The organism is Pseudomonas sp. BLCC-B112 (genome assembly GCF_028550695.1).
GTDB lineage: Bacteria > Pseudomonadota > Gammaproteobacteria > Pseudomonadales > Pseudomonadaceae > Aquipseudomonas > Aquipseudomonas danubii.
The window spans coordinates 510,210-531,051 of the sequence record NZ_JAQQGK010000005.1; the positions used below are offsets into that span (position 1 = coordinate 510,210).

General features: G+C 63.3%; 20 protein-coding genes. 15 read left to right on the forward strand and 5 right to left on the reverse strand.

The window, feature by feature from the left end:
- The first annotated feature begins 89 nt into the window (after positions 1-89).
- The 4 genes from PQT43_RS16200 (at position 90) to PQT43_RS16215 (ending at position 3,246) form a co-directional block, all read left to right on the forward strand.
- Positions 90-584, forward strand: a complete 495-nt coding sequence (locus PQT43_RS16200; protein WP_253084383.1) for a helix-turn-helix domain-containing protein — start codon at positions 90-92, stop codon at positions 582-584.
- Positions 581-1,852, forward strand: coding sequence for a type II toxin-antitoxin system HipA family toxin (locus PQT43_RS16205; RefSeq protein WP_253084384.1), 1,272 nt, complete (start codon positions 581-583; stop codon positions 1,850-1,852). The genes PQT43_RS16200 and PQT43_RS16205 overlap by 4 nt, the downstream gene beginning before the upstream one ends.
- A 62-nt stretch (positions 1,853-1,914) precedes the next feature.
- Positions 1,915-2,769: a DMT family transporter gene (locus PQT43_RS16210; protein WP_181433902.1), complete on the forward strand. Its 855-nt coding sequence runs from the start codon at positions 1,915-1,917 to the stop codon at positions 2,767-2,769.
- A gap of 198 nt (positions 2,770-2,967) precedes the next feature.
- The gene (locus PQT43_RS16215; RefSeq protein ID WP_253084385.1) at positions 2,968-3,246 is read left to right on the forward strand and encodes a hypothetical protein; all 279 of its coding nucleotides are present in this window, start codon (positions 2,968-2,970) and stop codon (positions 3,244-3,246) included.
- Between the two features lie 72 nt (positions 3,247-3,318).
- On the opposite strand, the gene PQT43_RS16220 is transcribed toward PQT43_RS16215, so the two are convergent.
- Both PQT43_RS16220 and hslO read right to left on the reverse strand, forming a co-directional pair.
- Positions 3,319-4,863: a phosphoenolpyruvate carboxykinase gene (locus tag PQT43_RS16220; RefSeq protein WP_060837041.1), complete on the reverse strand. Its 1,545-nt coding sequence runs from the start codon at positions 4,861-4,863 to the stop codon at positions 3,319-3,321.
- 179 nt (positions 4,864-5,042) lie between these two features.
- Positions 5,043-5,945 (reverse strand): Hsp33 family molecular chaperone HslO, encoded by a 903-nt coding sequence (gene hslO, locus PQT43_RS16225; protein WP_102882179.1) that lies wholly within the window; start codon positions 5,943-5,945, stop codon positions 5,043-5,045.
- A 99-nt stretch (positions 5,946-6,044) separates the two neighbouring features.
- Between hslO and PQT43_RS16230 the strand changes: the two genes are divergently transcribed.
- Positions 6,045-6,857, forward strand: coding sequence for a phosphatase PAP2 family protein (locus PQT43_RS16230; protein ID WP_102862658.1), 813 nt, complete (start codon positions 6,045-6,047; stop codon positions 6,855-6,857).
- Positions 6,858-6,933: 76 nt separating this feature from the next.
- On the opposite strand, the gene PQT43_RS16235 is transcribed toward PQT43_RS16230, so the two are convergent.
- Positions 6,934-7,338 (reverse strand): RNA-binding S4 domain-containing protein, encoded by a 405-nt coding sequence (locus PQT43_RS16235; protein WP_016966989.1) that lies wholly within the window; start codon positions 7,336-7,338, stop codon positions 6,934-6,936.
- Positions 7,339-7,453: 115 nt separating this feature from the next.
- Here PQT43_RS16235 and rimA point away from each other — a divergent pair, with 115 nt between their 5' ends.
- Genes rimA through rimK form a run of 3 tightly spaced genes read left to right on the forward strand, consistent with a single transcriptional unit; the run spans position 7,454 to position 9,635 of the window.
- Positions 7,454-8,233 carry a S6 modification regulatory phosphodiesterase RimA gene (gene rimA, locus PQT43_RS16240; protein ID WP_102882181.1) on the forward strand — a complete coding sequence of 260 codons (780 nt, stop codon included), beginning with the start codon at positions 7,454-7,456 and terminating at the stop codon, positions 8,231-8,233.
- A 17-nt stretch (positions 8,234-8,250) separates the two neighbouring features.
- Positions 8,251-8,733: a retropepsin-like aspartic endopeptidase RimB gene (rimB, locus tag PQT43_RS16245; RefSeq protein ID WP_007931742.1), complete on the forward strand. Its 483-nt coding sequence runs from the start codon at positions 8,251-8,253 to the stop codon at positions 8,731-8,733.
- On the forward strand, positions 8,730-9,635 hold the full coding sequence (rimK, locus tag PQT43_RS16250; protein WP_007931744.1) for a 30S ribosomal protein S6--L-glutamate ligase: 906 nt from the start codon (positions 8,730-8,732) through the stop codon (positions 9,633-9,635). The genes rimB and rimK overlap by 4 nt, the downstream gene beginning before the upstream one ends.
- Before the next feature lie 129 nt (positions 9,636-9,764).
- Here rimK and PQT43_RS16255 read toward each other — a convergent pair whose 3' ends face one another.
- Together PQT43_RS16255 and ompR are read right to left on the reverse strand one after the other, a co-directional pair.
- Positions 9,765-11,078, reverse strand: a complete 1,314-nt coding sequence (locus PQT43_RS16255; protein WP_016966991.1) for an ATP-binding protein — start codon at positions 11,076-11,078, stop codon at positions 9,765-9,767.
- Between the two features lie 105 nt (positions 11,079-11,183).
- Complete coding sequence (gene ompR, locus PQT43_RS16260; RefSeq protein ID WP_016966992.1) at positions 11,184-11,924, reverse strand: osmolarity response regulator transcription factor OmpR; 741 nt, start codon at positions 11,922-11,924, stop codon at positions 11,184-11,186.
- Positions 11,925-12,284: 360 nt separating this feature from the next.
- Here ompR and PQT43_RS16265 point away from each other — a divergent pair, with 360 nt between their 5' ends.
- The 7 genes from PQT43_RS16265 to tauD all read left to right on the forward strand — a co-directional run bounded on the left by PQT43_RS16265 (position 12,285) and on the right by tauD (position 20,815).
- Positions 12,285-14,609 carry a Tex family protein gene (locus PQT43_RS16265; RefSeq protein ID WP_272754301.1) on the forward strand — a complete coding sequence of 775 codons (2,325 nt, stop codon included), beginning with the start codon at positions 12,285-12,287 and terminating at the stop codon, positions 14,607-14,609.
- On the forward strand, positions 14,609-14,992 hold the full coding sequence (locus PQT43_RS16270; RefSeq protein ID WP_011058654.1) for a PaaI family thioesterase: 384 nt from the start codon (positions 14,609-14,611) through the stop codon (positions 14,990-14,992). Before PQT43_RS16265 ends, PQT43_RS16270 begins: the two co-directional genes overlap by 1 nt.
- Positions 14,993-15,207: 215 nt before the next feature.
- Complete coding sequence (gene gshA / locus PQT43_RS16275) at positions 15,208-16,791, forward strand: glutamate--cysteine ligase (protein ID WP_102862654.1); 1,584 nt, start codon at positions 15,208-15,210, stop codon at positions 16,789-16,791.
- Positions 16,792-17,069: 278 nt separating this feature from the next.
- Positions 17,070-18,047: a taurine ABC transporter substrate-binding protein gene (gene tauA / locus PQT43_RS16280; protein ID WP_102882184.1), complete on the forward strand. Its 978-nt coding sequence runs from the start codon at positions 17,070-17,072 to the stop codon at positions 18,045-18,047.
- Between the two features lie 27 nt (positions 18,048-18,074).
- Positions 18,075-18,869, forward strand: a complete 795-nt coding sequence (gene tauB, locus PQT43_RS16285) for a taurine ABC transporter ATP-binding subunit (RefSeq protein ID WP_267269224.1) — start codon at positions 18,075-18,077, stop codon at positions 18,867-18,869.
- On the forward strand, positions 18,866-19,705 hold the full coding sequence (tauC, locus tag PQT43_RS16290; RefSeq protein ID WP_102882185.1) for a taurine ABC transporter permease TauC: 840 nt from the start codon (positions 18,866-18,868) through the stop codon (positions 19,703-19,705). The genes tauB and tauC overlap by 4 nt, the downstream gene beginning before the upstream one ends.
- Positions 19,706-19,975: 270 nt before the next feature.
- Positions 19,976-20,815, forward strand: coding sequence for a taurine dioxygenase (gene tauD, locus PQT43_RS16295; RefSeq protein WP_272754302.1), 840 nt, complete (start codon positions 19,976-19,978; stop codon positions 20,813-20,815).
- The last annotated feature ends 27 nt before the right edge of the window (positions 20,816-20,842 follow it).

The window sequence follows — 20,842 nt, forward strand, 5'->3', positions numbered from 1 at the left end:
CCTGACCCGCCCGGGAACGAACTGGCGCACCCGCAATTAAGTGCTAATATTCTGGCAGTTTTAGTTAGAAAACCCCGGAATAATGGCATATGGCTAAGAAGACCGCCCCACTCCTGCCCGCCACAAGCAAGCTGCTGGATGCCTTTGGTGAACGCCTGAAACTGGCTCGGCTGCGGCGCAAGCTGACCGCCAAGCAAGTGGCCGAACGCGCGGGCATGTCACTGACCACACTGCGCTCCCTGGAATCGGGCGGGTCCGGCGTGACCATGGGGGCCTACCTGTCGGTGATGCAGGTGCTGGGGCTGGAAAGAGACCTGGAGCAACTGGCAGCCCGCGATGAACTGGGCCGCCAGTTGCAAGATGCCCGGCTCTTGCCGGGAGACAACAACGCGCCAGGCAAAGCGCGCCGGCCCCCCAGCCTGCGTTCGGCCAAGGCGCCTGCTGCCGGCCTGAGCCTGCATGAAGCCGCGGCCGAACCGATCCTCCCTGCGCCGCCCTCGGCGGACTTCCCGATCAATACCCAGTCGCTGAGCAGCCTGCTGCAGCCCGCGAAAAAGCCCGCGCCAAGGATGGATGAGCCATGACCCTGATCGCCGTCTATGCCGATTGGGAGTCTTTGGGCGGGCCAAGGCGACTGGGCTGGCTGCATGTCGGGACCGTCCGCGCTGCCAGCGTCTTCGAGTTCGAATATGACCCTGCCGCGCTGCTCGATCCCGAGCTGACCCGCATTACCCTGGACCCGCGCATCGGGCGATTCGCCGGCCGGCAATTCAGCAGCCAGCAGCAAAACCGCTTTGGCGTGTTTGCCGACTCAAGCCCCGATCGCTGGGGCCATCTGCTGATGCAACGCCGGCTGGAACGGGACATCCGCGAAGGCCTGGCGCCTGCCGGCACCCGCCTGCAGGACGCCGACCTGCTGCTGGGCGTGCACGATCTGTATCGCGTCGGCGCCCTACGCTACCGCCTCGATGACCAAGGCCCGTTCCTGGATGATCGCGACGGCCTCGCGGCGCCACCCTTCGTCGAACTGCGGGCCCTGGAACAGGCCAGCCGCGCCCTGGAGAATGATCCGCACAACAGCGCCGCCGACGGCGGCCAATGGTTACGCATGCTGATAGCACCGGGGGGATCACTGGGCGGTGCCCGCCCCAAAGCCAGCGTCGCCGACGACAAGGGCCACCTGTGGATCGCCAAGTTTCCCAGCGTCCGCGACGAACATGACGTCGGCGCCTGGGAGATGCTGCTCAACGCCCTGGCCAGCCACTGCGGCTTGCGGGTTCCCGAGGCCATGGCGCAACGCTTCGCCAGCGACCAGCACTGTTTCATGGTCAAGCGCTTCGACCGCACCGAAGCGGGCGGCCGGCTGCACTTTGCCTCGGCCATGACCCTCACCGATCGCAGCGACGGCGACGACGCCTCCACCGGCGCCAGCTACCTGGAACTGGCCGAAGTACTGATCGCCCACGGCGCGCAAACCCGTACCGACCTGCGTGAACTGTGGTCGCGCATGGTCTTCAACCTGCTGGTGTCCAACAGCGACGACCACCTGCGCAACCATGGCTTCATGCTCGAACCCGGACGCGGCTGGCGCCTGTCCCCGGCCTACGACATGAACCCCTGCGCCCACGCCAACGGGCTGAAACTCAACATCAGCGAAGCCGACAATGCGCTGGACCTTGATCTGGCAAGGGAAGTAGCGGCATATTTCCGCCTCGGTCGTGCAGAGGCAGAAGGCATCATCGAACACTGCCAGAGCGTGGTTCGCCAATGGCCCACCCTGGCCCAGGCCCTGGGGCTGTCCCGGCGTGAACAAGAACGCATGGCCCCGGCGTTTCGACTCGCACAGCAGTAAACAGCACGGCCGTTGGACTCCGCCAACCCGTCAATCGACAAGGACAGTCAGTGGACGTATTGATGGGCTTGCTCGCCGCCCTGCTCTGGGGCGGCACCGATTTTCTCGTGGGGCTCAACGTCCGCGCCGTGGGCGTGAAACGGGCAGTGTTCTTCAGCCAGAGCCTGGGGTTCATCCTGATGAGCCTGCTGCTGGTGATCTTTCCCGCCATCCTCTACAAGGCCCTGGCCGCGCCCGCGCAAGTCTGGCTGATGGGCGTGGTCGCCGCGGCCTTTACCGTCTCCGGCGCCCTGGCCCTGGGCAAGGCGTTCGCCCTGGGCAAAGCCTCCATCGTCGCCCCATTGGTGACCTCCTACGGCGTGGTCACCACCCTGCTGTCCTGGGCCAGCGGCGAACAGATCAGCCTGCTGCAACTCATGTGCATCCTGTTGTGCGTGATCGGCGTCATCCTCTCCAGCCTGCACTCGGACAGCAAACTGCCCCACAGCACCGCCGCCGGCCGCTCGATCTTCTTCGCCCTGCTCTCGGCCGTTCTGTACGGCACCAGCTTCTGGCTACAGGGCCGCTACACCCTGCCGCAACTGGGGCCGATCAGCATGCTCTGGCTGGGCTACGCGGTGGGCAGCGGCGTGATGCTACTGATGGTGCTCAAAGTCGTGGACGGGCTGAAGATCCCGCCGCTGAAGAACTGCGGCCTGCTGGCCTCCACCAGCCTGATGAACCTGGGCGCCTTCTTCGCCTTTTCCTGGGGCGCCATGAGCGGCTCGGTGTCGGTGGTGACGGTGATCAGCACCCTGTCCGGCGGCATCGCTGCGGTGCTGGGCTATGTGTTCTTCAAGGAGCGGCTGACGGCGGTGCAAGTGACTGGCGTGGTGCTGGTGTTGCTCGGGGCGTTGGTGTTGCACCTGAAGACGTGAGGCGAAGGGCTATTCGCAGCCCATAAAAGACCTGCCCTACAGAGTGCGTCGAATTGGGCTGATGGAGAGCACTGAGCGATCGAGCCTATAGTTCGGACATCGCTGAAAGATACAGCGAGCGGGTTTGGTCACCCGAGAACAGCAAAACGCACCACTCCTCACGGGTGCATCTGTTTACGACCTAAAGCGACCCATACCATGAACGCAATGAACCTTGATCGAACCCGCTATCAACCGCTCAAGAGCAACTTCACCGACACTGCGGCCCTAGTAATCGATACCCAGGCCGATGCCCTGGACCTGCATAGCTGCGCAAGACAACGCCTACGGGCGGCCTCCGACTTACTGGAAACCCTCACCTGCCTGAGCTTTGATCAGGCGGACAGCAAAGACACCACCCACGTCGTCAACGCGCTTTATCTGTTGGTGCAGGACGGCTGTGATCTGTTGGAACACGCCCACTTGCGCATGCCCTGAGCCGCTCCGATCTCAAATAGCAGGTACAAAAAAGCCGCCCCGAAGGGCGGCTTTTTCATGGCAGGTCGAAGCTTACAGCTTTGGACCGGCAGCCTTGATCGCGTCGCTCACGTCGAACTTCTTGAAGTTCTCGATGAACAGGCCGGCCAAGGCCTTGGCGGCTTCGTCGTAGGCCGCTTTGTCAGCCCAGGTGTTGCGTGGGTTGAGCAGGCCGGTCTCGACGCCCGGTACGGCTTTCGGCACGTCCAGGTTGACGATGTCCAGGTGCTCGGTCTCGGCACCGATCAGCGCGCCGCTCTGGATCGCTGCAATCACGCCACGGGTGGTGGGGATGTTGAAGCGTTTGCCCACGCCGTAGCCACCGCCGGTCCAGCCGGTGTTGACCAGGTAGACCTTGGAGCCGAAGCCGCGGATGCGCTTGATCAGCAGCTCGGCATATTCGCCCGCCGGACGCGGGAAGAACGGGGCGCCGAAGCAGGTGGAGAAGGTCGACTTGATGCCCGAGCCCGAACCCATTTCAGTCGAGCCCACCAGCGCGGTGTAGCCAGACAGGAAGTGGTAGGCGGCTTGTTCTTCGCTGAGGATCGACACCGGTGGCAGTACGCCGGTCAGGTCGCAGGTCAGGAAGATCACGGCATTAGGCTCGCCACCGAGGTTCTTCGGTGCGCGTTTTTCGATCAGCTCGCGCGGGTAAGCAGCGCGGCTGTTCTGGGTCAGGCTGTCGTCGGCGTAGTCGGCTTTCTTGGTGACCGGGTCGATCACCACGTTTTCCAGTACGGCGCCGTGCTGGATGGCTTTCCAGATCACCGGCTCGTTCTTTTCCGACAGGTCGATGCACTTGGCATAGCAACCGCCTTCGATGTTGAACACCACGCCCACGCCCCAGCCGTGTTCGTCGTCACCGATCAGGTAACGGCTTTCGTCGGCGGACAGGGTGGTTTTGCCGGTGCCCGACAGACCGAAGAACAGGGTCACGTCGCCGTCTTCGCCCATGTTGGCGGCGCAGTGCATTGGCAGCACGTCGGCAGCTGGCAGCAGGAAGTTCTGCACGGAGAACAGGGCTTTCTTCATTTCACCGGCGTAGCGCATGCCGGCGATCAGCACTTTCTTGGCCGCGAAGTTGAGGATCACGGTGCCATCGGAGTTGGTGCCATCGCGCTCAGGCTCGCAAACGAAGTTTGGCGCGTTGAGGATCTGCCACTCGTCTTTGCCACCGGCGTTGTACTGCTCGGGGTTGATGAACAGGCAACGGCCGAACAGGTTGTGCCAGGCAGTCTCGGTGGTCATTTTCACTGGCAGGTAGTGCGCCGGATCGGAACCTACATGCACGTGGGAAACAAAACGCTCGCGCTCGCCCAGGTAGGCTTCAACGCGGTCCCACAGGGCGTCGAACTTGGCCGCCGGGAACTTGCGGTTGATCGGGCCCCAGGCGATAGCGTCCTGGGTGGTGGGCTCTTCAACGATGAAACGGTCCACTGGCGAACGGCCGGTACGATGACCGGTGCGAACCACCAGAGCGCCGGTATCGGCCAGTTCGCCCTCACCGCGGTTCAGGGCTTCTTTGACCAGATCATCCACACTCAGATCGGTGTACACGGCGTTATTGGCTTGCGTCATGAGGTTCCCCGTCGGCCAGTGGCCGAGTGCTCCAAACGTTTTGTAGTAGAAACTCGCGCACTACTACCGCGAAAAAAGTGCGCCGGATTATGCCAGAAAAGCCCAAAAATAGTAGGGTCCTCCCGTCAGTACGGCGTAATTCCGGCGTTTGCCAGGTGATTTACCTGCGCTGAACCGTTTTAGTGACGAGTATCTGACGGCGTGTCGACGCCCGCACCGGCAAACAATTGCGTGATATCGGCGGCATCGAACAGATAACGCTCGTTGCAGAACTGGCAATCGATCTCGATGCTGCCGCCATGTTCCACCACCAGTTCCTGAGCATCTTCGAGCCCCAGGCTGACCAGCGCGTTGCCCGAACGCTCGCGGGAGCAGCTGCAGCGGAAGCGCAGCGGTTGCACGTCGAACAGGCGCACGGCTTCTTCGTGGTACAGGCGGTGCAGCACGGTTTCGTTGTCCAGGCTCAGCAGTTCATCGGCGGTCAAAGTGCTGGCCAGGGCGGTGAGGTGCTGCCAATTAGCTTCGCGTTCTTCCGGATCGCGCAGGCGGTCGGCAGGCAGTTGTTGCAGGAGCAGGCCGCGGGCATTGCGGCCGTCGGCGTAGAGCCAGAAACGGGTGCCGGTCTGCTGCGACATGACGAAGTAGTTGGTGAAGCATTCGGCCAGGGTGGCGCCGTCCAGGTCGACGATGCCCTGGTAACGCTGGCCCTGGGTCGGGTCCACGGTCAGGGCCAGGACGCCGTTGGGCATCATGTCGGCAAGGGTTGCGTCAGGGGCGATCTGCGACGCGTCGTAGCGAGCCAGGCCGCGTATCTCGCGGTTGCTGGAGCACTCGATCATCAGCAACGGCACCGGGCCTTCGGAGCGGGCCTGGAGAATCAGCAAGCCATCGAACTTCAAGGTGCCAACCAGCAACGATGCCGCCGCCATCAGCTCGCCGAGCAGTTGTGCCACCGGCTCGGGATAGGAATGTTTGGCGAGGACTTCAGCGTAACTGCGCTCCAGCGCCACCAGCTCGCCGCGGGCGTCGCTCTCATCAAAGATGAAGCGTTGAGTGAAGTCGGTATCCGGCAAATCAGTCATAGGTCTGGGTATCTGAATGATGACAAAAAGGTTACAAGCACCGAAAATTGCGGTTTTGCACCATGAAGGTGCAGTTTTTGCGGTGATTGGAGATATTTTATGAACAATCCGGGTTTGTTCCAAGCAAGGTGGAACCTCGGCAAGCTGGTTCTGTGCAATTTACTCCCTTTGGCCCTGCTGGGATTCTGGTTGTGGCCAACCGGGCAGATGTACTGCCTTATGTTCGACGAGTGGCTGTTCCGTCACCTCAACACTCCCCTTGCAACAAACTCCACCTGGCTGCACATCTGGGCCGTGGCCAGCCTGCGCCCCTTCGATATCGTGGTGGGGCTGATCATGCTCGGCCTGCTGATTCGCGGTGATTGGGTGTTCAAGGCGGTGGACGTGCGCCGGGCGTTTTTCGGCTTCCTGTCGATCCTGATTCTTATGGTGGTGATTCGCGCGCTGTTTTCCAAGCTGGTGGCGCTGATGAACTGGCAACACAACAGCCCGTCCATGGTGCTCGAAGGTGCCGTGCACATGAGCGACTACTTCCCCGGCTGGGAAAAGACCTGGGAACTCAAGGACCGCTCCAGCCAGAGCTTCCCCGGCGACCACGCTTCAGTGCTACTGATCTGGGGCCTGTTCATGGGCATGTTCAGCCGCAGCGTCGGCCAGTTCCTGATCGTCTGGGGCCTGACCCTGCTGTTCATGATGCCGCGCCTGGTGGCGGGCGCGCACTGGGGCCAGGACGACTACATCGGCGGCGTGCTGCTGGCGGTGCTGGCCTTGGGTTGGGGCTACTACACGCCGTATGCGGCACGGATGTCGAACTTCCTGCTGCGCCTGACACACCCGCTATTCAAGCTGATGACCCGGATGCCGGTGCTCTCGCGCATGAGTGTGGTCCGCTCCAGCAGCCTGCTGCGCTGATCAGACCTGTAGGAGCCGGCTTGCCGGCGAATGGCCCCTTGATGACGCCTTCGCCGGCAAGCCGGCTCCTACGCTTTCACTCGTGGCTGCTGCCGTGGAACTTGAACAGATCACGGCGCTGCTTCTTGCTCGGTTTGCCGTCGGTGCTGACCCCCAGGGCGCCAGCCTTGCGCTGGGCCGCTGCGGTTTCACGCTTGGCGATGCTGGCTTCGGTTTCCGTGTAGAGCGTCTGCGCTTCGGGCGCGCCACGACGGACGATGGAAAGCGCCTGGACCACCACGGTGCGCTCGTCGAAGCCGGCGCGAATCTGGTACTCGTCACCTACCCGCGGCTCCTTGCCCGGCTTGCAGCGCTCGCCACGGTGATGCACCTTGCCGCTTTCAATAGCCGCCTTGGCCAGGGCGCGGGTCTTGTAGAAGCGCGCCGCCCACAGCCATTTATCCAGACGAACCTTGTCCTCTTCTTCCTGCTTGTGCGCCACTGGAATTCCTCTTGCTGAAAAATGTCGCAACTGTACGGCCCGCCTACGGGCTCTCATAAATCCTGCCACTCACCTAAAATAACCCAGGTTGCGTCCTGACACGCGAGGAGTCCCCGTGACTGATTTCCCCACTTCCCTGACCTCGCCGGACAACCGCTGCGAAGGCTGCCAAAAAAGCCCGCCACTGGGCTTCGATTTTTCCTTCGCCTATCAACCCATAGTCGATCTGCGCGACCGCTCGATCTTTGCCCATGAAGCCCTGGTGCGCGGGGTCAATGGCGAAGGCGCCCACACCGTGCTGGACCAGGTCGACGACAGCAACCGCTATCGTTTCGACCAGCGCTGCCGGACCCTGGCCATCACCACGGCCGCGCAGATGGGGATGCAAAGCCACCTGTCGATCAACTTCATGCCCAACGCCGTGTACCGTCCGGAACTGTGCATCCGCACGACCCTGGAAGCCGCCCGCGCCCAGCACTTTCCCCTGGACCGGCTGATTTTCGAAACCCTGGAAAGCCAGCACGTAGATAACAGTCGCCATTTGACCCATATTCTGCGTGAATACCGCGAATTCGGCTTCAAGACCGCCATCGATGACTTCGGCGCGGGGTACTCGGGGCTGAACTTGCTGGCGAATTTCCAACCCGACCTGATCAAGCTCGACATGGCGCTGATTCGCGATGTCGACCAGGATCGCGTACGCCAGGCGATCGTTCGCGGGATTGTCACAATCTGTGCGGAGTTGGGCGTTACAGTCATTGCCGAAGGCATTGAAAGCGCTGGTGAACGGGACTTTCTCAGCGACTGTGGAATTTATCTGATGCAGGGTTACTGGTTCGCCAAACCTGCATTCAAAGCCCTGGCCGAGGTTCCGGTCGCGGCCTGGAAAAGCTAATTGCGGATTTCCCCTATTTGAAGACTTTTGACCATTTGACCGTTGTCGGTCTGCGCGAGTGGGTGGCGCTTCCTGATCTGGGAGTGGCCGGCCTGCGCGCCAAGATCGATACCGGGGCCAGTACCTCCAGCCTGCATGCCACCGAGATCGAGCCCTTCGAGCGCGACGGTGAACAGTGGGTGCGTTTCAATGCCCACTTGGGCAGTGTGGTGCAGTTGCGTCACCGGCGTTGCGAAGCGCCGCTGGTGGCGATGAAAACCATTAAAAGCTCCAACGGCCAGGCTCAGGTGCGCTATGTGATCAGCACCACCCTGGCCCTGGGCGATCGCGTATGGCGGGTGGAATTCACCCTCGCCTGCCGCAAGGCCATGCGCTATCGCCTGCTGCTGGGTTCCAAGGCGCTGATCGACGGCCAGTTGGTGGTCAATCCGGGCATCAAATACGTACAAGACAAACCGGTGTTCCCGGTATCCACTACCTCTGCCACAGGTGTTGCATGAAGATCGCTGTGCTGTCGCGTAACCCGCGTCTGTATTCCACTCGTCGTCTGGTCGAAGCCGGCACCGAGCGTGGCCATGAAATGGTAGTGGTCGACACCCTGCGCGCCTACATGAACATCGCCAGCCACAAGCCGCAGATCCACTACCGCGGCAAGCCCCTGGAAGGCTTCGATGCGGTGATCCCGCGGATTGGTGCCTCGGTGACCTTCTATGGCTGCGCGGTGCTGCGCCAGTTCGAAATGATGGGAGTCTTCCCGCTCAACGAGTCGGTGGCCATCGCCCGCTCCCGGGACAAACTGCGCTCGCTGCAACTGCTGTCGCGGCGCGGCATCGGCCTGCCAGTGACCGGCTTTGCCCACTCGCCGGACGACATTCCCGACCTGATCGAAATGGTCAACGGCGCGCCCCTGGTGATCAAGGTGCTGGAAGGCACCCAGGGCATCGGCGTGGTGCTGTGTGAAACCGCCACTGCGGCGGAATCGGTGATCGAGGCCTTCATGGGCCTGAAGCAGAACATCATGGTCCAGGAGTACATCAAGGAAGCCGGCGGCGCCGACATTCGCTGCTTCGTGGTGGGCGACAAGGTGATCGCGGCGATGAAGCGCCAGGCCAAGCCGGGGGAGTTCCGCTCCAACCTGCATCGTGGCGGCAGCGCCAGCCTGATCAAGATCACCCCGGAAGAACGCATGACCGCGCTGCGGGCAGCCAAGGTCATGGGCCTGAGCGTGGCGGGGGTGGATATCCTGCGCTCCAATCACGGGCCGCTGGTGATGGAAGTCAATTCCTCGCCAGGCCTGGAAGGCATCGAAACCACCACCGGCAAGAATGTGGCAGGGATCATCATCGAACACATCGAGAAAAATGGCGGGCCGAACATGACCCGGACCAAGGGTAAAGGCTAAGGGGTACGCTCGATCGGCGGCCCCTGTAGCCACTGCCGCAGGCTGTGACCGGCTGCGCAGCAGTCGCGCTTGCGGGCCGCGCAAGGGCCTTCGGCCCTTATCGCAGCCTGCGGCAGCGGCTACAGGTGATCAGTCCGCATCGCGTGGCAGCAACAAGCCCAAAGGCAAGCGCACTCGCGCTTCCAGGCCGCCATCGGGACGGTTGCGCAGTTCGACGTTGCCGCCGTGCATGGCGGCAATCCGCTTGACGATGGCCAGGCCCAGGCCGGTGCCCTTGCCACCCCGGGCACGGTCGCCACGGGTGAAGGGGTTGAAGATCGCCTCCAGTTCGGACGGATCGATCCCCGCGCCGCGGTCCATCACACTCAGCACCACATACGGCGCATTGGTGTCACCGGACACATAGGCCGCCACTTCGACATCCGTTCCCGCGTGATTCAAGGCGTTGCCAATCAGGTTGTTGAGCAGACGCTTCATCGATACCCGACGCAGCGGGAACGGCTGGATCGGTTCCAGGCGCAGGTGCACCCGCTCCTGGTTCTGGTTGTAGGGCGCGGCCACCTCACGCACCAGATCACTCAAGTCCACCTCTTCCACCGACTCGTCGCGGCCGTCGCGGATGAAGGCCAGGAACTGATCGAGAATGGCGTCCATGTCCTCGATATCCCGCACCATGTCGTCGGTCAGGTCGGTGTGCGCGCCCATCAACTCCAGCGACAGGCGCAAGCGGGTCAGCGGCGTGCGCAGGTCGTGGGACACCCCCGCCAACATCAGCTCCCGTTCACGCCCCGCCTGCTCCACATCCTCGGCCATCTGGTTGAAGGCGCGGTACACCTCGGTCATCTCGCTCGGCGTATCGCTGATCGGCAGGCGCACGCTGCGCCCCTGACCCAGTTGCCGGGCAGCGTAGACGAGGCGCTTGAGCGGTTGGTTGAGCTGGCTGACGAAGATCCACGCCGAGGCGGTGGATAACAGGCCGATGGCCAGGAACCAGCCCAGCACGCTCCAGATCTTTTGCCCCCGCAGCGGATGCGGATACAGCGGCACCTTGAGCCAGCCATCCCCCAGGCTCGGGGCCCGCACCCAGAGCGCCGGCGGTGCATGCATGCGCAGGCGCACTTCGGTGTCGGCACCCAACTCGGCCTGCATCTGGCGCTGATAAATCTCACTGTAGGGCCAATGCTGCTCGCCGGCCGGCACACCGCTGCCCACCACCTTGATCAGCCCTGCGGCTTCGGCGATCTGGTCGCGGTTGGATTCGTCGGCGGCCCAATAGGCGCGCAGGGTCAGGGCCACGCCGTGGCTGTACTGCCGGTCCACCAGCACGTCCTCGTTCATCAACAGATAAACCAGGGTCAATGCCTTGGAAAACAGCACCACGATCAGCACCAGCCACAGGGTGCGGGAGAAGAAACTCTGGGGGAACCACAGCGGGGTTTTCATAACAGCCACTACACACTTTGCAGGAGCGACTCGCGCTCGCAGAGTTGCGGAATGCGAACGCCCGGGTCGTTACCGGCCCGGGCGTTCGCTCCTACAAATCACCTATCACTTGGTCGCGGTGCCATCCGGCACGAAGACATAACCCACGCCCCAGACGGTCTGGATATAGCGCGGTTTGGAAGGATCGGGCTCGATCATCCGCCGCAGGCGGGAGATCTGCACGTCGATGGAACGCTCCAGGGCATCCCACTCGCGGCCACGGGCCAGGTTCATCAGTTTGTCGCGGGTCAGCGGCTGGCGGGCGTTCATCACCAGGGCCTTGAGTACCGCGAACTCACCGGTGGTGAGCATGTGCACTTCATCGCCACGCTTGAGTTCACGAGTGGCCAGGGACAGTTCGTAGTCACCGAAGGTCACGCTTTCGTCTTCGCTGCCCGGCGCACCCGGCACCGGAGCCGACTGACGACGCAGCACGGCCTTGACCCGGGCCATCAGCTCGTCAGGGTTGAACGGCTTGGCCAGGTAATCGTCGGCACCCAGCTCCAGGCCCTTGATGCGGCTCAGCTCGTCGCCCTTGGCGGTGAGCATGATGATCGGAATCTGGTTGTTGGCACTGCGCAGTCGGCGGCAGGCGGTCAGGCCGTCTTCGCCGGGCAGCATCAGGTCGAGGACCACCAGGTTGAACACTTCGCGACCCAACAGACGGTCCATTTGCTCGGTGTTCGGTACCGCGCGGGCACGGTAGCCCTTGCTGACGAAAAAACGCTCCAGCAGGCTGCTCAGCCCCGGATCGTCGTCAACAATAAGAATTTTTTCGCCTTCAGCAGTTTGTGCAGTGCTGCTCATTGGATGCTCCTCTAATCTCGGTGCGCATTATGGCGTAGCTGCCGTTATACGCACCGTGTGCATTGTTAGCAGATTTTTCCTCTATCGCCAGCAAACCCGCTGTCGGCCTGAGGCTGGCCATCACCCCGAAGACCGTAACGCTGGGTATAATGCGCCGCCTTTTGTGTTGGGCAATATCTGATCAGTACGCCTGCGGCCAGTTTTTTTATTTGCCTGGGCCGGCAGTATTTTTTCGATTTCACGGGTCAACAGCCAGCCTTTTGATCCAGGTGGCGGCGCGGGCCAGGCCGCTCAACCAGACTCGCCGGGCCTTATTTTCGTGCCCGCGGGCCTGCTTTCACACATTTGTCAGGTGGTTTTATGGACAGCATCAACAGCCGCATTGCCGAGGAACTCGGCGTACGCCCACAACAGGTCGAAGCGGCCGTCGCTCTATTGGATGAAGGCTCCACCGTGCCCTTCATCGCCCGTTACCGGAAAGAGGTCACCGGCAGCCTCGATGACACTCAACTGCGTCATCTGGAAGAGCGCCTGCGCTACCTGCGAGAACTCGACGAACGGCGGATCAGCATCCTCGCCAGCATCGAAGAGCAGGGCAAGCTGACCCCGGAGCTGGCTCGCGACATCAAGCTGGCCGACACCAAGACCCGCCTCGAAGACCTGTACCTGCCTTATAAGCAGAAGCGCCGCACCAAGGGCCAGATCGCCCTGGAAGCCGGCCTCGGCGAACTGGCGGATGGCCTGTTCAACGACCCAAGCCTGACTCCGGAAGCCGAAGCCGCCCGCTTCGTCAACGCCGACAAAGGCGTGGCCGACGTCAAGGCCGCCCTGGAAGGCGCCAAGTACATCCTCATGGAGCGCTTCGCCGAAGACGCGGGTTTGCTGGACAAGCTGCGTAACTTCCTCAAGCAGGAAGCCACCCTCTGCGCCCGCGTGGTCGCCGGCAAGGAAGAGGAAGGCGCCAAGTTCCGCGACTACTTCGAACACGACGAACCGCTGAAAAGCATGCCGTCGCACCGCGCCCTGGCGATTTTCCGTGGCCGCAACGAAGGCATTCTCAGCTCCGCGCTGAAAGTCGGTGACGAGCTGCCGGGCACCATGCACCCCTGCGAAGGCATGATCGGCCAGCACGTGGGCATCCAGAACCAGAACCGCCCCGCCGACAAATGGCTGGGTGAAGTGGTGCGCTGGACCTGGAAGGTCAAGCTCTACACCCACCTGGAAACCGACCTGCTGGGCGAGTTGCGCGACAACGCGGAAACCGAGGCGATCAACGTCTTCGCCCACAACCTGCACGACCTGCTGCTGGCCGCTCCGGCCGGCCCGCGCGCCACCCTGGGCCTGGACCCGGGCCTGCGCACCGGCTGCAAAGTGGCGGTGGTGGATGCCACCGGCAAGCTGCTGGATCACGCCACCGTCTACCCGCACGTGCCGCACAACAAGTGGGACCAGACCCTGGGCATCCTGGCCGCGCTGTGCGCCAAGCACTCGGTGGACCTGATCGCCATCGGCAACGGCACCGCCAGCCGCGAGACCGACAAGCTGGCCACCGAACTGATCAAAAAATACCCGGCCATGAAGATGACCAAGGTCATGGTGTCCGAAGCCGGTGCATCGGTGTACTCGGCCTCGGAGCTGGCGGCCAAGGAGTTCCCGGACCTGGACGTGTCGATCCGTGGCGCCGTATCCATCGCCCGCCGCCTGCAGGACCCACTGGCGGAACTGGTGAAGATCGATCCGAAATCCATCGGTGTCGGCCAGTACCAGCACGACGTGTCGCAGTTGAAACTGGCCCGCGGCCTGGACGCCGTGGTCGAGGACTGCGTGAACGCCGTCGGCGTCGACGTCAACACCGCTTCCGTGGCCCTGCTGGCGCGGATCTCCGGCCTGAATGCGACCCTGGCGCAGAACATCGTCAGCCACCGCGACGAACACGGTGCCTTCAAGACCCGCGCCGCGCTGAAAAAGGTCGCGCGCCTGGGTGAGAAAACCTTCGAACAGGCCGCCGGCTTCTTGCGCGTCATGAACGGCGACAACCCGCTGGACGCCTCGGCGGTGCACCCGGAAGCCTACCCACTGGTGCAGCGCATCGCCGCCGACACCGGCCGCGACATTCGCTCGTTGATTGGTGACAGCGGCTTCCTCAAGCGCCTGGATCCGAAGAAATTCACCGACGAAACCTTCGGCCTGCCCACCGTCACCGACATCCTCCAGGAACTGGACAAGCCCGGCCGCGACCCGCGCCCCGAGTTCAAGACCGCCGAGTTCCAGGACGGCGTGGAAGACCTCAAGGACCTGCAACTGGGGATGATCCTCGAAGGCGTGGTGACCAACGTCACCAACTTCGGTGCCTTCGTCGACATCGGCGTGCACCAGGACGGCCTGGTGCACATCTCGGCGCTGTCGGAGAAGTTCATCAAGGACCCGCGTGAAGCGGTGAAGGCCGGCGACGTGGTGAAAGTGAAAGTCATGGAAGTCGACATTCCGCGTAAACGCGTGGGCCTGTCGATGCGCATGAGCGACACCCCGGGCGAGAAGATCGACGGCGCTCGCGGTTCCCGTCCAGGCTCGGCGCCGCGCTCCTCCCAGGGCAACGCACCACGCAAGGAAACCACCGCGGCCGCCCCGAGCAACAACGCCATGGCCTCGCTGTTCGCCAACGCCAAGCAGTTGAAGAAACGCTGATGCAGATCCCTGCCGGCCTGACCGAAAGCGCCTTCAGCCAATTGCTCGGCTGCCGCCTGCAACGCCTGGAAACCGGCGAGGCGGACGTCGCCCTGGAGCTGACCCCGCAGCTGCGCAATCGCGGGCAAAAGCTGCACGGCGGGGCGATCTTCAGCTTGGTGGACATTGCCATGGGGCTGGCCTGTTCCAGCACCCACGGCTTTGACCAGCAGAGCGCCACCATCGAGTGCAAGATCAACTACATCCGCGCCGTGGCCGAGGGTGAAGTGCTGTGCCGGGCCAAGGTGATCCACCCCGGCCGCCGTACCCTGGTGGTGGAAGCGGACGTGATCCAGGGCGACAAACTGGTCGCAAAAGCACAAGGCACCTTCGCCGTCCTATAGCTCCCTGTCATGAATTTGGGTTAATTTCGGCGCTGCGAAAGCGGCGTCGGAGTTTTTTGCCTGCGCTAAAGCCAGATTCAGGGATGAAGGATTGGCGTTTTCAAGCGAGTCGGCTTGACTCAAAAACCAGGCGAAAACGCCAGTTTTAACTTCACCCTTGTAGACCGTCCTGCCCACCCCCATATTGGGGCGACTGACGCGTGAAGGAATCCAACTTGAGCGAACTTCTCAACCGCCGCCTGGCTCTGCTCGGCGAGCGCGCTAACCTCTCCCTGCTCGAGCAGTGCCTGCACGGTATCGAACGTGAATGCCTGCGTGTTACCGGCGAAGGCCGCCTGGCACAGACCCCGCACCCGGAAGAACTGGGTTCCGCGCTGACCAACGAACAGATCACCACCGACTATTCCGAGTCGCTGCTGGAGTTCATCACCCCGGCCCTCACGGACCCGGCGGACACCCTGGCCAGCCTCGACAAGATTCATCGTTTCGCTTACAGCAAGCTCGGCAACGAGTACCTGTGGAGTCCATCGATGCCGTGCCCGTTGCCGGCCGAGGAAGACATCCCGATCGCCTACTACGGCACCTCCAACATCGGTCAGCTCAAGTACGTGTACCGCAAGGGCCTGGCCCTGCGCTACGGCAAGACCATGCAGTGCATTGCCGGGATCCACTACAACTTTTCCCTGCCGGAACAGCTGTGGCCGCTGCTCAAGCAAGCCGAAGGCTTCGTCGGCAGCGACCGGGACTACCAGTCTTCGGCCTATATCGCGCTGATCCGCAATTTCCGTCGCTACAGCTGGCTGTTGATGTACCTGTTCGGTGCTTCGCCGGCCCTGGACGCGGGCTTCCTGCGCGGCCGCTCGCACCAGCTGGAACAGCTGGACGCCGAGACCCTGTACCTGCCCTACGCCACCAGCCTGCGCATGAGCGACCTGGGCTACCAGAGCCAGGCTCAGGCCGGCCTGACCCCTTGCTACAACGATCTGAACAGCTACACCGACAGCCTGCGCAAGGCCGTGGCCACGCCCTACGCGCCTTACGTGGCGGTCGGCACCCACAAGGATGGCGAGTGGGTGCAACTGAACACCAACATCCTGCAGATCGAAAACGAGTACTACTCCAACATCCGCCCCAAACGCGTGACCTACACCGGTGAGCGGCCGATCCAGGCGCTGATGGCCCGGGGCATCCAGTACGTCGAAGTGCGTTGCCTGGACATCAACCCGTTCCTGCCCCTGGGCATCGACCTGCAGGAAGCCCGCTTCCTCGACGCCTTCCTGCTGTACTGCGCGCTCAACGACAGCCCGTTGTTCGAGAACAACGAGTGCGGCAACGCCACCTCCAACTTCCTCGCCGTGGTCAAGGAAGGCCGGCGTCCGGGCCTGCAACTGCAACGCCAGGGCCAGCCGGTGGAGATGAAGGAATGGGCCGCCGAACTGCTGGAGCAGATCGCGCCACTGGCTGCCCTGCTCGACCAGAGCCACGGCAGCAACGTGCACAGCAAGGCCCTGGACGCCCAGCTGGCCAAGGTCAAGGATTCATCCCTGACCCCATCGGCCCAGGTGCTGGCGGCCATGAGCGAGCACAAGGAGAGCTTCAGCCAGTTCTCCCTGCGCCAGAGCCAGGTGCATGCCGAGCACTTCCGCAGCCAGGCCCTGAGCAAGGAAGAGCAAGCCGCCTTCGAAGACGCGGCTCGCAAATCCCTGGAGCAGCAGACCGAGCTTGAGCAAAACGAAGTGGGTGATTTCGACGTGTTCGTCGGCGCCTACCAGGCCAGCATCCTGGCCATCAGCAACTAGGGCCATGGCGAGGGCGCCTGCTCCCGCTAGGTCGGCCGGCCGTCCGCGGCGCAGCCCCTGCCAAACCTGGCGACCGGGTATTCCTGCATAAGCGCGTGGCCTGAGCTGGGGGCCGCGTTGCAGCCCGACGAGAGCCGGCGCCCTCGCCGTAACACTTGTCTGGCTACGGCCACGAATTTCACCTCATAAGCTAATGCAAATAAGTTATTTATTTCTGCATTCTTAGATCATTTAGTCTCCTCCCACGCCGATCACCGGCCGCCTATGAGGAGCACCCCATGAAACTGCATTTCCCCCTTCGCCTCCTGGCGGCCGCGTCCCTGGCCGCTGCGAGTTTCTTTGCCCAGGCGGCCGACGTCACCGTCGCCTACCAGACCACCGTCGACCCGGCCAAGGTCGCGCAAGCCGACGGCAGCTATGAAAAAGCCACCCAGGCCAAGATCAACTGGCGCAAATTCGACAACGGCGCCGACGTCATCGCCGCCATCGCTTCCGGCGATGTGCAGATCGGCTACCTAGGCTCCAGCCCGCTGACCGCCGCCATCACCCGCAAGGTGCCGGTGCAAACCTTCCTCATCGCCACCCAGATCGGCGCCGCTGAAGCCCTGGTGGCCCGCGACGGTTCCGCGATCAACAGCCCTCAGGACCTGATCGGTAAAAAAGTCGCCGTGCCCTTCGTTTCCACCGGCCACTACAGCCTGCTGGCGGCGCTGAAGCACTGGAACATCGACCCCTCTAAAGTGCAGATCCTCAACCTCGCGCCACCGGCGATCATCGCCGCCTGGAAGCGCGGCGATATCGACGCCACCTACGTCTGGGACCCGGCCCTGGGCGTGGCCAAGGAAAACGGCAAGGTGCTGATCACCTCCGGTGAGCTGGCCAAGTTCGGCGCGCCGACTTTCGACGCCTGGATCGTGCGCAAGGATTTTGCCGAGAAGCACCCACAAATCGTCAGCGCCTTCGCCAAGGTGACCCTGGAGGCCTACGCCCAGTACCGCAAGGACCCGCAAGCCTGGCTGGCCAACCAGGGCAACGTCGACAAGCTGGTCAAGCTCTCCGGGGCCAAGGCCAGCGATATCCCGCTGCTGCTGCAAGGCAACGTCTACCCACTGGCCGCCGACCAGGTGCTCAGCCTCGGCGCCCCGACCACCAAGGCCATCACCGACACCGCGGTGTTCCTCAAGGAACAAGGCAAGGTCGAGGCGGTACTGCCGGACTACGCCCCCTACGTCAGCGCCAAGTTCATCCCTGAATAACCCGCGACCGGACAGGAGAGAGCCGTCATGGCCTTGCTACAACTGGAGCGCATCAGCGCACAGTACCCCGGCGCCGCCGAACCGGTGCTGGCGGATATTTCCCTGACCCTGGGGCCACAGCAACTGCTGGTCGCCCTGGGGCCTTCCGGCAGCGGCAAGACCTCGCTGCTGAACCTGATTGCCGGGTTCGTCGATCCCAGCGCCGGGCGCATCAGCCTCGACGGTGTGCCGGTCAAGGGCCCCAGCGCCGAGCGTGGCGTGGTGTTCCAGGACGACGCCCTGCTGCCCTGGCAGGACGTGCTGGGCAACGTCGCCTTCGGCCTGGAACTGGCCGGCATCGCCCGGGATCAACGCGAAGCCCGGGCGCGGGAGATGCTCGCCCTGGTGGACCTGGCCGGCTTCGACAAACGCCGCATCTGGCAACTCTCCGGTGGACAGAAACAGCGCGTGGGCCTGGCCCGCGCCCTGGCTGCCGACCCGCGCGTGCTGCTGATGGATGAACCCTTCGGCGCCCTGGATGCCTTCACCCGCGAGCAGATGCAGGAGCTGTTGCTGCAAGTCTGGCGGCGCACCGCCAAACCGGTGTTCCTGATTACCCACGACATCGAGGAAGCAGTGTTCCTGGCCACCGACCTGATCCTCCTGGCACCCAACCCGGGGCAGATTGTCGAGCGCCTGAGCCTGGACTTCGGCCAGCGCTACGCCGCCGGCGAGTCGGCGCGGGCGATCAAGTCCGACCCGCTGTTCATCGAAACCCGCGAGCACGTGCTGTCCCGGGTGTTCTCCCAACGCAGCGCCACCCAGCAGCAGGAGCGCCCATGAGCAGCTACGAGATTCCCGCCACCACGACCCGTGATGCCAACCCGAAAGCGCCCCTGCCGGTGCGTCGTAGCCTGAGCACCCGCTGGATCAGCGTGCTGACTCTGATCGCCCTGCTGGCCCTGTGGTGGGCGGTCACTGCCAGCGGCCTGATCGAACCGCTGTTCCTGCCGCCCCCTGCCGCCGTATTGCAAAAGGGCTGGTTGCTGGCCACCAGCGGCTACATGGATTCCACCCTCTGGCAGCACCTGGCAGCCAGCCTGCAGCGCATCGGCCTGGCCCTGGGCTTTGCCGTGCTGACGGCGATTCCGGTGGGCATCGCCATTGGCGCCAACCGCATCGCCCGGGGCGTGCTCGACCCTTTGATCGAGTTCTACCGGCCGATTCCGCCACTGGCCTATCTGCCGCTGATCGTCATCTGGTGCGGTATTGGCGAGCTGTCCAAGGTGCTGCTGATTTATCTGGCGATCTTCGCCCCGATTGCCATCGCCACCGCCACCGGCGTGCGCACCGTCGACCCGGCCAAGCTGCGCGCCGCCCAGTCCCTGGGCGCGACCCGGGCGCAGTTGATTCGCCACGTGATCCTGCCCAGCGCCCTGCCGGACATTCTCACCGGCGTACGCATCGGCCTGGGCGTGGGCTGGTCGACCCTGGTGGCGGCGGAGCTGATTGCCGCCACCAGCGGCCTGGGCTTCATGGTGCAATCCGCGGCGCAGTTCCTGGTCACCGATGTGGTGCTGCTGGGGATACTGGTGATTGCCCTGATCGCCTTCGCCATGGAAATGGGCCTGCGCGCCCTGCAACGCAAGCTGGTGCCCTGGCACGGCCAATCCCACTGACCTGCGTGCGCCGCCTGCCCCGCACGCGGTTCACCTGTAGCCGCTGCCGAGCCCTCGCGAGGCTGCGACCGAGCGCGTAGCGCTCGCAGCAATCGATGAGGAAGGCCTCGTTGCATGGGTTTGCATCTACTGCGCCGCCGTTCGCAGCCTCGCCAAGGCTCGACAGCGGCTACAGGGTCACGACACCGCCAGCGCAACCGTTTTTTAGTTTGATGCAGATAAACCGAATCCGACCACGCCAACAAATGGGCGCCGAACAAGAGAACGACCATGAGCCTGACCATCACCCCTTTAAGCTCCGCCCTCGGCGCCCAGATCAGTGGCGTCGATATCAGCCAACCGCTCAGCGTCGAACAGCGCGACGCCATCGAGCAGGCGCTGCTCAGGCATCAAGTGCTGTTCTTCCGCGACCAGCCGATCACCCCACAGCAACAAGCGCGCTTCGCCGCCCACTTCGGTGACCTGCACATTCACCCGATCTACCCCAATGTGCCGGAACAGCCGGAAATACTGATCCTCGACACCGCTGAAACCGACGTGCGCGACAACGCCATCTGGCACACCGACGTGACCTTCCTGCCAACCCCGGCCCTGGGCGCGGTGCTCAGCGCCAAGCTGCTGCCGCCGTTCGGCGGCGACACGTTGTGGGCCAGCGGCATCGCCGCCTACGAGGCCTTGTCCGAGCCACTGAAGAACCTGCTGCAGGGCCTGACCGCCACCCACGAGTTCATCAAGTCTTTCCCTCTGGAACGCTTCGGCAACACCCCCGAAGACCTGGCGCGCTGGGAGGAAGCACGGCGCAAGAACCCGCCGCTGTCGCACCCGGTGATCCGTACCCATCCGGTGAGCGGCCGCCAGTCGCTGTTCGTCAACGACGGCTTCACCACCCGGATCAACGAACTATCGGAGAGCGAAAGCGAGGCCATCCTCAAGCTGCTGTTTGCCCACGCCACCCGCCCGGAGTTCACCATCCGCTGGCGCTGGCAGGAAAACGACGTGGCGTTCTGGGACAACCGCGTGACCCAGCACTATGCCGTGGACAACTACCGTCCACAGCGCCGGGTGATGCAGCGCGCGACCATTCTGGGGGATGTGCCGTTCTTTCGCTGAAACGCGGGGAGATGCAGCAGGCCCCGG